General features: G+C 35.4%; 12 protein-coding genes and 1 riboswitch. Of the genes, 11 read left to right on the top strand and 1 reads right to left on the bottom strand.

The window, feature by feature from the left end:
* Positions 1-3: 3 nt before the first annotated feature.
* A complete protein-coding gene (locus tag KFE94_14805; protein UTW65910.1) occupies positions 4-1,065 on the bottom strand; it encodes an AI-2E family transporter in 1,062 nt (353 codons plus the stop codon).
* A 165-nt stretch (positions 1,066-1,230) separates the two neighbouring features.
* Between KFE94_14805 and KFE94_14800 the strand changes: the two genes are divergently transcribed.
* From KFE94_14800 to KFE94_14750, 11 genes are all read left to right on the top strand, one after another.
* Positions 1,231-3,309: a M13 family metallopeptidase gene (locus KFE94_14800; protein UTW65909.1), complete on the top strand. Its 2,079-nt coding sequence runs from the start codon at positions 1,231-1,233 to the stop codon at positions 3,307-3,309.
* 137 nt (positions 3,310-3,446) lie between these two features.
* The gene (locus KFE94_14795; protein ID UTW65908.1) at positions 3,447-4,040 is read left to right on the top strand and encodes a transposase; all 594 of its coding nucleotides are present in this window, start codon (positions 3,447-3,449) and stop codon (positions 4,038-4,040) included.
* A gap of 73 nt (positions 4,041-4,113) precedes the next feature.
* Positions 4,114-4,298, top strand: a riboswitch (cobalamin riboswitch).
* 59 nt (positions 4,299-4,357) lie between these two features.
* Entirely contained in the window at positions 4,358-4,753 is a 396-nt protein-coding gene (locus tag KFE94_14790) for an acyl-CoA thioesterase (GenBank protein UTW65907.1), read from the top strand.
* A gap of 52 nt (positions 4,754-4,805) precedes the next feature.
* A complete protein-coding gene (locus tag KFE94_14785) occupies positions 4,806-5,810 on the top strand; it encodes a ribonucleotide-diphosphate reductase subunit beta (GenBank protein UTW65906.1) in 1,005 nt (334 codons plus the stop codon).
* Between the two features lie 35 nt (positions 5,811-5,845).
* Positions 5,846-8,200 carry a ribonucleoside-diphosphate reductase subunit alpha gene (locus KFE94_14780; protein ID UTW65905.1) on the top strand — a complete coding sequence of 785 codons (2,355 nt, stop codon included), beginning with the start codon at positions 5,846-5,848 and terminating at the stop codon, positions 8,198-8,200.
* A 132-nt stretch (positions 8,201-8,332) separates the two neighbouring features.
* Complete coding sequence (locus KFE94_14775) at positions 8,333-9,313, top strand: DUF481 domain-containing protein (protein ID UTW65904.1); 981 nt, start codon at positions 8,333-8,335, stop codon at positions 9,311-9,313.
* Between the two features lie 94 nt (positions 9,314-9,407).
* Positions 9,408-10,091 carry a hypothetical protein gene (locus KFE94_14770; GenBank protein ID UTW65903.1) on the top strand — a complete coding sequence of 228 codons (684 nt, stop codon included), beginning with the start codon at positions 9,408-9,410 and terminating at the stop codon, positions 10,089-10,091.
* Positions 10,092-10,233: 142 nt separating this feature from the next.
* Positions 10,234-11,484 carry a DEAD/DEAH box helicase gene (locus tag KFE94_14765; GenBank protein ID UTW65902.1) on the top strand — a complete coding sequence of 417 codons (1,251 nt, stop codon included), beginning with the start codon at positions 10,234-10,236 and terminating at the stop codon, positions 11,482-11,484.
* An 84-nt stretch (positions 11,485-11,568) separates the two neighbouring features.
* Positions 11,569-12,807: an insulinase family protein gene (locus tag KFE94_14760; GenBank protein UTW65901.1), complete on the top strand. Its 1,239-nt coding sequence runs from the start codon at positions 11,569-11,571 to the stop codon at positions 12,805-12,807.
* Positions 12,804-13,445: a class I SAM-dependent methyltransferase gene (locus KFE94_14755; GenBank protein UTW65900.1), complete on the top strand. Its 642-nt coding sequence runs from the start codon at positions 12,804-12,806 to the stop codon at positions 13,443-13,445. The genes KFE94_14760 and KFE94_14755 overlap by 4 nt, the downstream gene beginning before the upstream one ends.
* 161 nt (positions 13,446-13,606) lie before the next feature.
* Entirely contained in the window at positions 13,607-14,434 is an 828-nt protein-coding gene (locus KFE94_14750; GenBank protein UTW65899.1) for a class I SAM-dependent methyltransferase, read from the top strand.
* Positions 14,435-14,516 lie beyond the last annotated feature (82 nt).

Here is a 14,516-nt window from a genome sequence, read left to right as displayed (position 1 = left end):
GAATTAATTTCCTCGCTGTTTTATTATTTCATTTGCATCTTCTTCTGTCCCTAATAAAACAGCCATCCATTTAGTTGACTCTTGAGATTCAAAAGCTATTTTAGCGGCTAAAGTCAACGGTATTGACAAGAACATTCCTGTTGTCCCCAGAATCCAGCCCCAAAAAATCAAAGACAATAAAACAACCAGAGTCGAAATACCGAGCCCCTTCCCCATGATGCGAGGTTCAATGATACTTCCGATAATGATATTTACAGCTAGAAAGATCACAATAGTCCAAATCATTCCTGTTAAGCCCAAACTAATAAATGCCATAAACATAGCGGGAATAGCTGCTATGATCGAACCAATATTTGGAATGTAATTCATCAAAAATGCGATCAAGCCCCACATAAAAGGAAAATCTACTCCTATGGCCCATAGTAGTAAACCAATGATCACACCTGTAGATAAACTTGTTATAGTTTTAATTCCCAGATACTGATTGATTTGATCCATGGCTACGGTAATATTGGACATCGAACTTTCCGGCTTATTCATAATAGCGCGTATCTTGACTCCATAGCTAGTCTGTTCCGCCAGCATAAAAGCTACAATTAACAATATCATCGCCATATTGCCCATCAAACTTCCCAATCCATTCAAAATTTTGGCTGTAAAATTCATGATCATTCCCGGATCTACTGTCTTAATAATTCTTTCTTTAGAAGTATTAATTCCTCGCGCTTCCAGAAAATCAAATAAGCCATGTGTTGCATGAGACACCTTCTCACTGTATAAGTCTTGATTTGAGGTAAACTTCGCAACTGATGATCCTATTACACCACCTAGAAATGAAGTGAGCAAAATGATAAATATCAATACAATAGTTACAGAAACACCTGCGGGCACACCTTTCTTTTGGAGATATCGTACTGGTTTAGACGCAATAATTGCCACAAAAACAGCCATTAAAAATTGAGTTACAATATCGGAAGCATACATAATCCCTCCTAATACAATAACAATAGCGGCTAAATAAAATATAGTTGGAAAGGCTTTTTTCGATTCGTTAATATCTGTCATAAAATGTAATAATCAATCAAATGTAATAATTTGAGGATGAAACTGTTCAATCCTAATTTTGTTTATACCAAAGTATCTCCGTCTATCATGATAATTGATCGTTCTTTCACAATTTAACGGAGGCTTTAAAAATATAGATTATTTTCGACCCCAAATTTAACAATTATGAAATTCAACCAATCAATTTTTATTCTTCCGTTGGTAGCTTTAGCCACATCATGTGCGAGCGATAATGCTACTGTAAAACAGGAGGAAAAACCTGTGGTGGAAAAACATCATGGTTTAGACCTATCGAATATGGATGAGTCTATGCGTGTTCAAGACGATTTCTTTATGCACGTAAACGGTAACTGGGTTAAGAATACAGAAATTCCTGGTGATCAAGGTTCCTGGGGAGCTTTTAACGAACTAAGAGAGAACAACAATAAAGTAGTTCTAGAAGTTTTAGAAAGTGCTTCTAGTAGTAACAAATATGATGCGAACAGCGATCAAAAGAAAGCGGCTAACTTCTACGCAGTAGGTATGGATAGTACTGCAGCTGAAAAAGCGGGATTAACTCCATTAGATCCGTTCTTTAGTAAAATTGATGCGATTTCAAACAAAGATGAATTGGTGAATTATTTAGCATATGAAGAAACTTATGGTGGAGGTTCATTCTTTGGATTTGCAATTTTTCCAAACGTTAAAAATTCAAATGTAAAAGCAGCTTATTTAGCGCAAGACGGTTTAGGATTACCGGATAGTGATTACTATTCTAAAACAGATGAAAAATCTGTTGATATCCAAAACAAATACAAAGCTTATATCAGTAACATGCTTACCATCAAAGGACAGACTCCTGAAGATGCTAAAGCAAATGCAGAAAAAATCTATGAATTGGAAGCGGATTTAGCTTCTGCTTCAATGAACTCTACCGAGAGTAGAAATCTTCAAGCGCAATACAATCCTTACAAAAAAGAAGATTTAAGCAAATTAGCTCCTTCTATTAATTGGGATGCGTATTTCAAAACAATGGGGATTGAAGACCTGGATACTTTAATCGTAATGCAACCAAAGTTCATTCAAAAAATGGAAGACATCATTAATGCAAATGATATTGAACTTTGGAAAAACTATCTGACTTACAAAATCATGAGTAACTATGCAGGTTACTTAAACAATGAGATGGTTCAAACTTCATTCGATTTCTACGGAAAAGAATTAAGCGGAACTACTGAAATGCGTGACAGATGGAAAAGAGTCTTAAGCGCAACAAACAGATACGTTGGTGAAGCGATTGGTAAACTTTATGTAGACGCAGTATTCCCTCCTGAAGCAAAAGAAACTGCAAAGGAAATGGTGAGTAACATCCTTGACGCTATGAAAAATAGAATCCAGAATCTGGATTGGATGACTGAAGAAACTAAAGTTAAAGCACAAGAGAAATTAGCAAGTTTCACTGTAAAAATTGGATATCCTGACAAATGGAAAGATTACAGTTCTTTAGACATTAAAACAGTTGAAAACGGTGGATCATATGCTGGAAATGCAATGGCTGCTAAAAACTGGAACTTCAGAGATGAGGTAGCTAAATTACACGAACCAGTGGACAAATCTGAGTGGGGAATGACTCCTCAAACCGTTAATGCATATTACAACCCATTAGCAAATGAGATCGTATTCCCAGCAGCAATTTTACAACCTCCATTTTTTGATTTCAATGCAGATGCGCCTGTAAACTATGGTGGAATTGGTGCGGTTATCGGTCATGAAATCTCCCACGGGTTTGATGATCAGGGAAGTCAATTTGATGCAAGTGGAAATATGGTAAACTGGTGGACTGAAACTGATTTAAAACAATTCCAGGAACGTGGTCAAAAACTTATTGCTCAATTTGATGCAATTGAAGCTTTACCTGGAGTTCATGTAAACGGTAAATTAACACTTGGAGAAAACATTGGTGACTTAGGTGGTGTTAACCTAGCTTGGGATGCATTACAAGCGTACTTTAAAGCTAATGGTAAGACAGAAACCATTGATGGACTTACTCCTGAAGAAAGATTCTTCATGTCCTGGGGTACCATCTGGCGTACAAAATACCGTGATGAGGCTTTAAGAAGTCAAATCAACACCAATCCTCATGCACCTGGTATGTATAGAGCAAACGAACCGTTAAGAAACGTGGATGCATTCTACGAAGTTTTCAAAATTCAAGAAAACGATAGTATGTATATTGCTAAAGACGATCGTGTATCAATTTGGTAAAACTTAATTAAACTATAAAAAAGCCCCTTTTGATAATCAAAAGGGGCTTTTTTTGTCCTCTAACCTATCAGGTCTAAAAGACCTGATAGGTTAGAGGACTTTTAATTTCATATCTTTACTCCTTAAAATTTAACCTTATGAAAATAACTCCACTTGAACCTGGTAATTTTTACCATTATTATAATCGTGGTAACAACAAAGAGAATCTTTTCCGGTCCGATAATAACTATCAATATTTTATTTCTCTCATGTTTAAATATTTACCTGCGGTCGCTGATGTATATAGTTACTGTTTACTCCCGAATCACTTTCATTTAATTCTTAGAATAAAAGATGAACATCAATTGAGTTTTGAATATTTCAATCAAAGACAAATTTCACAACCATTTTCTAACTTTTTTAACGCATACGCAAAAGCATTTAATAAAATGTATTGCAGAACTGGTAGCTTGTTTCAAAAGCATCCCAAACGTATTAAAGTTAATAATTCTGATTATTTGAAAAACTTAATCATTTATATAAACACCAATTCCTCTCATCATGGAATCGCCAACTTTGAGACCTATAAATACTCTTCCTATCTAGATTTGATATCAAATGTGCCAGCGGAAATTTCAAGAAAAGAAGTAATTAGTTTATTTGATGATGTTGAAAATTTCAAATTAACATTAAAAATGAAAAAAGATTTTACCCTCTCTAACCTACCAGGTCTTATAGACCTGGTAGGTTAGAGGACTTCACCATGTGAAAAACTTCTTAATAAATGATCTGACTTAACCTCACAAATCAGACATAACCTCATCTACATTTGTACTCGAATTTGGTTTTGCCTTAAATGGCGAATTAAAAGGGAATCAGGTGAAAAGCCTGAACTGTACCCGCAACTGTAAGCTTTATAAGTTTTCACAACATACCACTGATAGATTCTATTGGGAAGGTGTGGAGATAAGGAGCAAGTCAGGATATCTGCCAAAATCAATCATATAGTTACAAACTTTCGGGGATAAAAGTTAAAACATTCAACTTTATTCCTCCATTACAATTTACAATGGAGCGACAAAAACAGGCAATTAAAAATGCCGAAACACATGTGGTAAAATGCGTATTTCCTAATACCACAAATCATTATGATACTTTATTTGGTGGAACTGCTCTTCAATGGATGGACGAAGTCGCGTTCATTACTGCAACACGATTTAGCCGTCAAAAAATGGTTACTGTAAGTTCAGATAAAGTAGACTTCAAACAGCCTATACCTTCGGGAACTTTTGCGGAACTCATTGGAAAAATAACCATGGTTGGCAACTCCAGTCTTAAGGTGCGTGTTGAAATCTACATTGAGCAGATGCATAAAAACCATAGAGAATTAGCTGTAAAAGGCGAATTTCTTATGGTTGCAATTAACGATGACAAAAAAGCTGTTCCATTACAATTACCGGAATAAGCATCCTCATACATTCATTCTATTAAACAACCGTATTCTAATACTTCAAACTATGGATTCTAAAGATATTCATTCAACAAAAATTGTGGAAGAACCAATATTAAAGTCAAATCCGAATCGATTTGTTCTGTTTCCAATTCAACATAACGATATCTGGCAGATGTATAAAGATCAGCAGGCCAGTATTTGGACCGCTGAAGAAATTGATCTTTCATCAGACATTGTGGACTGGGAAACCAAATTAAATGATGATGAAAGGTTTTTCATTAAACACATCCTGGCGTTCTTTGCTGCTAGTGATGGTATTGTGAATGAAAATCTGGCTGAACACTTTCTAAATGAAGTACAATATACCGAAGCCAAGTTCTTCTACGGTTTTCAAGTGATGATGGAAAATGTACATTCTGAAACTTATTCCCTACTGATAGATACTTATATCAAAGATCCAAAAGAGAAAGATTATTTATTTAATGCTATCGAAACCTTCCCTCCGGTTCGTAAAAAAGCAGAATGGGCACTAAGATGGATTGACAATGGAACTTTTGCGGAACGTTTAATTGCTTTTGCGGCAGTTGAAGGTATCTTCTTTTCGGGTAGCTTCTGCTCTATTTTCTGGCTTAAAAAACGCGGATTAATGCCAGGGTTAACTTTCTCGAATGAACTTATTTCAAGAGATGAAGGTATGCATATGGATTTTGCTTGTTTATTGTATAATGAGCATCTGGTAAATAAACTATCTGTAGAAAAAATCACCAAAATCATTTCTGATGCTGTAAATATTGAGGCTGAATTTGTAACTAGCTCACTTCCGGTTAAACTTATTGGAATGAATGCGGACCTGATGAACCAATATATCCAATTCGTTGCTGATAGACTTTTGGCGCAATTGGGTTGTCCTAAAATCTATAATGTCTCAAATCCATTTGACTTTATGGATATGATTTCACTTCAGGGAAAAACAAACTTTTTCGAAAAAAGAGTTGCTGAATATCAAAAGGCAGGAGTTTCAAATACTCAGGTTACCACAAATGAATTCAGTCTGGATGAAGATTTCTAAAATATCCATATCCAATAATATTTAAATCATTATCAATGTTTGTACAAAAGAGAAACGGTAGAAAAGAAGCAGTTCAATTTGATAAAATTACTGCAAGAATCAAAAAACTATGTTATGGTTTGGACCCCATGATTGATCCTACGACTGTAGCCATGAAAGTTATCGAAGGCCTGTTTGATGGAGTCACTACTACGGAATTGGATAATCTGGCATCAGAAGTCGCAGCAACAATGACGGTACAACACCCTGACTTTGCTTTATTGGCTTCCAGGATATCAGTATCTAATTTACATAAGAGCACTGAGAAAAGTTTTTCAGCAACAATGCAAAGACTTTTTGAATATATCGATCCCAAAACAGGAGAAGACGCTCCATTAATCTCAGAAGAAGTTCATCAAATCATTCAAAACAATGCAGAAAAACTAGATTCAGCAATTATCTATGATAGGGACTTTAATTACGATTACTTTGGTTTCAAAACACTGGAACGCGCGTATTTGTTAAAGATTAATGGCAAAATCGCTGAAAGACCTCAACATATGCTGATGCGTGTTTCTCTAGGTATCCATAAAGAAGATATTGATGCCGCTATTGAAACTTATAGCCTAATGTCTGAAAAATGGTTTACACATGCCACTCCTACCCTGTTTAATTCTGGAACACCAAAACCACAAATGTCATCTTGTTTCTTGTTATCCATGCAAGAAGATAGCATTGATGGGATTTATGATACATTAAAACAAACGGCAAAAATCTCACAATCCGCTGGTGGAATTGGATTAAGCATTCATAATATTCGCGCCACAGGCTCATATATTAAAGGTACTAATGGAAATTCTAATGGGATTATTCCAATGCTTAAAGTATTTAATGATACTGCGCGATATGTAGATCAAGGCGGAGGTAAAAGAAAAGGGTCCTTCGCAATTTATTTAGAACCATGGCACGCAGATATTTTTGAATTTTTAGAACTTAAAAAGAATCATGGTAAAGAGGAACAAAGAGCCAGAGATTTATTTTATGCGATGTGGACTCCTGATCTATTCATGAAACGTGTAGAAAACAACGAAAAATGGACATTGATGTGTCCACATGAATGCCCAGGATTATACGATACACACGGAGCAGAATTTGAGAAATTATATACAAAATACGAGCGAGAAGGAAAAGGTCGAAAAAGTATTCCGGCAAGGGACCTTTGGAACACAATCTTAGAATCTCAAATTGAAACAGGTACACCTTACATGCTTTATAAGGATGCTTGTAATAGTAAGTCCAATCAAAAAAATCTGGGAACAATTCGTTCATCTAACTTATGTACTGAAATTATTGAATACACATCCAAAGATGAGATTGCCGTATGCAATTTGGCTTCATTGGCTCTTCCCAAATTTGTTAACAACGGAAAATTTGATCATCAAAAGCTTTATGATGTGACCTATGTAGCTACCAAGAACTTAAACAAAATTATAGATTACAATTACTATCCCGTTAAAGAGGCTGAAAATTCAAACTTCCGTCATCGTCCAATTGGATTAGGAGTTCAAGGATTGGCCGATGCTTTTATTTTATTGCGATTACCATTTGAATCTCCGGAAGCAAAACAATTAAATAAAGACATTTTTGAGACCATTTATTTTGCATCGATGACTGCTTCCAAAGATTTAGCAATAAAAGAAGGAGTCTATGAATCTTATGTAGGTTCACCAATTTCACAAGGTTTATTTCAGTTTGATTTATGGAATGTTACTCCTTCGAATCGTTGGAACTGGGACGAATTGAGATCAGAGATTAAAGAACATGGTGTAAGAAACTCATTGTTAGTAGCACCAATGCCAACAGCATCTACTTCTCAAATTTTAGGAAATAATGAATGCTTCGAACCTTATACTTCTAATATTTATACCAGACGTGTATTATCCGGAGAGTTTATCGTGGTGAACAAACATTTACTTCATGATTTGAATCAATTGGGTTTATGGAATAGTGAAATCAAAAATCGGATCATGATGGAAAATGGTTCGATTCAAAATATCGATGAAATTCCGGAAGATATCAAAGCTCTCTATAAAACCGTTTGGGAAATCAAACAAAGAGCCATCATTGACATGGCCGCAGATCGAGGCGCATATATCTGTCAATCGCAATCACTGAATCTATTTGTTGAAAGTCCAACATTTGCCAAACTCACATCTATGCATTTCCATGCCTGGAAAAGTGGTTTAAAAACAGGTATGTATTATTTACGTACCAAAGCTGCAAGAGATGCAATTAAGTTCACGGTAAATACCGACCAAAATCAAAAATTAACCGCACAACAAATTCAGGAAGCCGAAGCTCTGGCATGTTCAATTGAAAATCCAGATAACTGCGAAATGTGTAGTGGATAAACAAGCAAAGCTCTGATTTTAAAGCCTTTTTGATCAAGTTCAAAAAGGCTTTCTTTTTTTACATTTGTTTCCATTAAAATTTAGACCATCAGACCGTTTGTCCTATTTGTATTCGTAAGTATATCTTTTTTGGTGCAGAGTCAAAAAACAGATTCCTTGTTTCATGTGAACGGGAATATCTTATTGGGCGAAATAAAAAAACTGGATTATGGTCAATTGGCATTCAAAATGGATGGAATGGGAACCGTTACTGTAGATGTCGATAAGATCTCTTCCATTAAATCAGATAAATTCTTTGAGTTCACCACATCGCACGGACGAACTATATACGGATTTATCGATTCCACCAGCATCCAAGGTATGATCAATATTAATTCCGGTTATGATTCAAGTAATTTCCACCTCTATCAAATTGTAGAAATATATCCTATTAAAAACACCTTCTTCCTGAGAACAAGTGGTAAAATCAATATGGGGTTTAACTATACCAAAGCCAGTGATATCGGCCGTTTTAATGTGGATTGGAATCTACAGTACAGAAATAAAGGGTCTTTGGTTTCGTTAACAGGAAGTAATGTTCAAACCTTTTCTCCAAATGACACTGCTGCCACATCCAGCAAATATGACCTGTACTTAAACTTCGAGAAAAAAATCAGTGGAGTTTGGTCCTGGTCAGGTAACCTTGGAGGAAGTCAAAATACCGAATTAGGCCTATATCTGCGTTTAAAAGGAGGACTGGGAATACTTGGAGATGTGTACCATACAAATAGTCAGAGATTATATGTCTTGCTAGGTGTTGCTCCCAACATGGAAATCTCAGAACAACAAGCAAACAGAACATCAAACTTTGAGGGACAAGCTTCTATTTCTTATCAGATATATCGTTATACTTTCCCGGAGATTTCATTAAATACAAAGTTCGATCTTTATCCCAGTTTCAATAATAGCGGGAGATATCGTGTGGATTATAACATCGATGTTAACATAGAAGTTTTCGACAACTTTTACGTGGGTGGAAAATTTTACTACAATTTCGATAGCAAACCTCCTTCGGATAATGCTTCGAATAATGATTATGGCTTCACAACAACTCTAGGTTATTCGTTCCATTAACCTTCTGCATTTCAAGCCCAAAATCTTAACTTTATTTTACAATTCGTATAATTTCAGTTTACATCATTCGTTTAGTTTTACCGAGCCTAAACAAATGAAACTAATACTAAAATTCACGTGGCTATTCTGGTCACTAAATCTACTAGGTCAAACACATAATATTGTGTATGATGATTTGGCTACTTTTACAAAAAGATTTACCAAAGAAGACTTAAATAGTCCTCAAAACAAGCAAACTTTTGTGGACAGTACGATTCAGGTTTCCAATGGAATTCATGTTGAAATCTCCCTAATTACTGAAGAAGCGTTCTGGACGAATGGTCAACTTAAATTCTGTAGATATTATCAAAACAACACTCCATTTGGAATTTGGAAATATTATGAGGAGGATGGTGCTTTAAAATATACACTCCAACACTACCAGGATTTCTTTACCATTCAACTTCATTTTAAAAACAACAACATTCGATCTATCCGCAAATACTATACGGATGTGAAAAAAAATGTGGTTGGCTGTTATGAAGAAAACTATTACCCCGATGGTAGTATGAAAAGTTTTGGGAAAAAAGAACCCAAAATAGATTTAAGTACATGGGAACTTCAAAAGGTGGGTAAATGGAAATTCTTCTTTCCAAGCGGAAAAATTGAATCCGTTGGAAACTTTAAGGAAGGTTTAAAAAAAGGTAAATGGCTCTTCTTTGGTACTTCTGGTAGCATAAAAAGGATTGTTCGTTTTAAGAATGGAACTCCAGTTAAACAAAAAGAGATTACTTCTTAGGAAGAGGACCATCATTCTCCTGTTCAAAACATTTTATACATTCCTACTTTAACTCAATCTATTGGCTATTTTTGAGGGCGTTAAAAAAATCTTTGAGATGCTGCAAAACTGCAAATAATCTCAATAATCAAAACATTACAACTTGGGATTCGATAAATTCAATTTAAACCAATCAATTCAAGATGGTATAGATGCTATGCAATATACCTCTCCTACTCCGGTTCAGGAAAAGGCCATTCCGGCCATATTAGAAAACACCGACTTAATGGGGTTTGCACAAACTGGGACCGGAAAAACAGCTGCATTTCTGATCCCAATATTGCAAAAACTTGATGGTTTAACAGAGTCTGGAATTAAATGTTTGATATTGGTTCCTACCAGGGAACTTGCCCAGCAGATTGAAGTCAATCTTACTGGACTTGGATATTTTACAACGGTTTCTTCTCAAGCGGTGTATGGCGGTAATCAAGGAGATCTTTTTTCGATACAAAAAAACTCTATGACTAGTGGTGTGGATATCATTATCGCTACACCCGGCAGATTTCTTCAGCATATCAATTTAGGATATGTTGATCTAAAAAAAGTTCAAACGCTGGTTCTCGATGAAGCGGACCGAATGCTGGATATGGGATTTGTGAATGACATTTTAAAAATCAATGAACTTCTACCCGCTCAAAAACAGACTTTGTTTTTTTCAGCAACAATGGATGGCAAAATCAAACAACTTGCGAAGAAATTGCTAAACAAACCTAAAGAGATCAATTTGGCAATTGCCAAACCAGCAGAAGGAATTAATCAGGTGGCTTTTCTGGTATATGACCAGTATAAAATTCAATTACTGGAGCATTACCTAAACCATCAGGAAGTTAAAAACATGATTGTATTTGCTTCAAGAAAAGTTCAGGTAGATCAAATCACACGAAAATTGGGGCAACTTGGTTTTTCCGTGGTGGCGATGCATAGTGATAAAACGCAGGAAGAACGAAATGAAGCTATTCGTTTATTTAAATCCGGTAAATACGAAATTCTTGTAGCCACAGATATTGTTTCAAGAGGTATTGATATTGACGACTTGAGTCATGTGGTTAATTTTGATGTACCGAGTGACGCTGCTGATTATGTTCACCGAATAGGAAGAACTGCAAGGGCAGGTAAAGACGGTGCAGGAATTACATTTATTAGTCCTGAAGATCAGTTAAAGTTTACCTATATCGAAAAACTGATAGAAAGAGAAGTCGATAAATATCTTACACCTGAGGAAATTGGAGAAAGTCCTGAATACAATCCCGAGGCTATGAATCCAAAGAAAAAGGGTAAGAAACGTTATCGTAACAACAATAAAAATCGCAATAGAAAAAAGCGCCCACCAAGGAATAATAACTCTAAATCTTAATTATTATTCACATTCTTTGAATTTAAACTTGCTATTTGATTTTGGGGTACTGACCTTTGCAGATTCCAAATCAATAGTCTATTCATGGAATTCGAAGTTTTTTCATTATCCAATGGTATTCAGGTTATTCACCAACAAAAAGATGGTGACGCTGCACATTTAGGACTATTCGTTAACGTAGGAAGTCGTGACGAAAATGAAGATGAAATTGGATTGGCCCACATGCTGGAACATTGCATGTTTAAAGGCACTACCAATAGAAGGGCTTACCATATCCTCAATCGATTAGACAACATTGGAGGAGAACTCAATGCATATACTACAAAGGAAGAAACCACTATACATTCGTCTTTTCTAAAACAGTACTACCCACGTGCCATTGAACTTACTTTTGACATTGCTTTCAATCCTACTTTTCCGGATAAGGAGATCACCCGTGAAAAACTGATCATACTAGATGAATTCTATGCGTATAAAGAGAATCCATCTGATCAAATCTTTGAAGATTTTGATCAAATCATTTTCCCGAATCATGCCTTAGGCCGTTCTATTCTTGGGACACCTAAACATATTAAGAAAGCAAAAAGGAAAAATCTACTTCAGTTCCATCAAAACTATTACCATCCTGAAAATATGGTCATTGCATCTGTTGGGAATGTAACTACCAAACAACTACATAAGTGGTTAGAAAAATTTCTACCTCAAAAGGAACTCTCTGGTGAAAAAGTTCATAGAACAGCTCCTTCTGATTATACAGTCCAACAAATCATTCAAAAAAAACAAGTCCATCAGGCACATATTATGATTGGAAATCAAGCCTATGCTTACAATCATGATAAGAAGAGAGCTCTAATTTTACTCAATAACATTCTTGGTGGTCCATCACTCAACAACCGTTTAAATCTAAATATCAGCGAAAAACATGGATTTGCGTATCATTTAGAATCCAATTATTCAGGTTTTTCTGATTCCGGTGAATTCAGTATTTATATGGGTACCGATCATAAGCAATTGGATCAGAGTATTGAGCTTATCCATAAAGAGTTAAATAAGTTGCGAACTGAAAAATTGGGCGTGATTCAACTCAACCAGGCCAAACAACAAATCAAAGGCCAAATTGCTCTCGGTCATGAAAGTGGGTTAAACATTATGTTATCACTTGGGAAAAGCCTTCTAACATTCAATAAAGTTGATTTTATAAGTGAAATCTTCCAACAGATTGATAAAATTACTGCAACAGATTTAGCTGATGTAGCTAATGAAGTTTTCGCACCTAAAGAACTTAGTTCATTAATTTACGTTCCAAAAAACTATTCAATATGAATTTCTTAGATCCCAAATTAGATTCTTATGTTGTAAAACATACTGAAAAGGAACCTGAAGCTTTAGCAGATCTCAATCGAAAAACCTGGTTAGAAATTCTAAATCCCAGAATGCTTGCCGGACACTTTCAAGGTCGCGTATTAAGTATGCTAAGCCACATGATACAGCCAAAAAATGTACTAGAAATAGGAACTTTCACCGGGTATTCTGCAATTTGCTGGGCAGAAGGTCTTACCCCTGAAGGTGTGATTCATACTATTGATATTAATGAAGAGCTCGAAGATTTAGCTAAGGAATATGCTGAAAAATCTGGATGTAAAGATCAAATCACCTATCATATTGGAAATGCAATTGACATCATCCCTACATTAGATTTAGAATGGGACCTCGTATTTCTGGATGCCGATAAATCCAATTATTCCAACTATTACGATTTGGTTTTTGATCGTGTAAAATCAGGTGGTTATATTATTGCCGATAATGTACTTTGGAATGGAAAAGTTATTGATGAATCCACCTGGGAAGAAGTAGATACAAAAGCTATTTTAGAGTTTAATAAAAAAATGCAGGATGATCCACGAGTTCAAAATGTTTTATTCCCAATCCGCGATGGGTTAATGATTGCCAGAAAATTATAATTCGTGAAGATCGGTAATCATCCAATTAGTGATGGTGAATGTTCAAAACTCAAAAATTAAACGCTTTCTTTCTTTTGGTTCTACAAACTTCTACCCTTATGTTTGTGATAGAGCGATAGCTTACCGTGAGTGATTTTTGGGTAAGTGAATAAATTCTAATAATGCTAAGAAAACTATATTATGCCATACCTTCATCCTGGAGGTTTTGGGTAAGACGTTTGGTCTTTCTCCCTGAAGATTTACTTTCTTCAAGAAATGAATTAATCCCACCAAAAGGACTCATTTATACTGGAAGAGGGGATTTCTTAGGTCAAGGCAGACAGTATGTGAATTTATTCAAATCTGAAGGAGGGCTTCAACCTGATGCTACCGTTCTTGATATTGGCAGTGGGATAGGACGCGTGGCTATTCCTCTTACCGAATATCTTAATGAAGATGCCACTTATGAAGGTTTTGACGTGATTGAACTTGGTGTAAATTGGTGTCAAAAAAATATCAGCTCTAAGTTTCGTAATTTCCATTTCACATATGTTCCGTTATTAAACGATTTGTATAGAGATTCAGGGGATGATGCCGCAAACTATAAATTCAATTATCCAGATCAGCACTTTGACTTTTCGTGTTCTGTTTCAGTATTTACACATATGCTACCAAGAGAAGTAGAGAACTACTTCAATGAACTAGACAGAGTCATGAAACCAGGCGGGGTAATATTTGCCACTTTCTTTATACTTAATAAAGAAAATCGCAAGTTTATGAATCAAAGCTCAGGTTTCAATTTCGATCACAAAATGGATGGTTACTATTTAATGGATGCCAAAGTTAAAGGGGCCAATGTCGCTTTTGAAGAAGCGTACTTATTCAATGAAATTATCAAGCTGGATCGATTTAAAATCAGAAAAGCCAGCTATGGTCATTGGTGTGGTAGAGATCAAAATGCATCCTTTGATTTTCAGGATGTTTTGATCATTGAAAAGATCAAAAAATAAACACATTACCTACTTGAGTCAATTATAATAATTGATGAGGTTCCATTCATTTTATTATAGATGCAATCCCGCAGCCTAAAAT

It is taken from the genome of bacterium SCSIO 12643 (assembly GCA_024398135.1).
Classification (GTDB): Bacteria; Bacteroidota; Bacteroidia; order Flavobacteriales_G; family Salibacteraceae; genus CAJXZP01.
The sequence above is the reverse complement of the archived record's forward strand: the minus strand, read 5'-3'. Positions and strand labels throughout refer to the sequence as shown.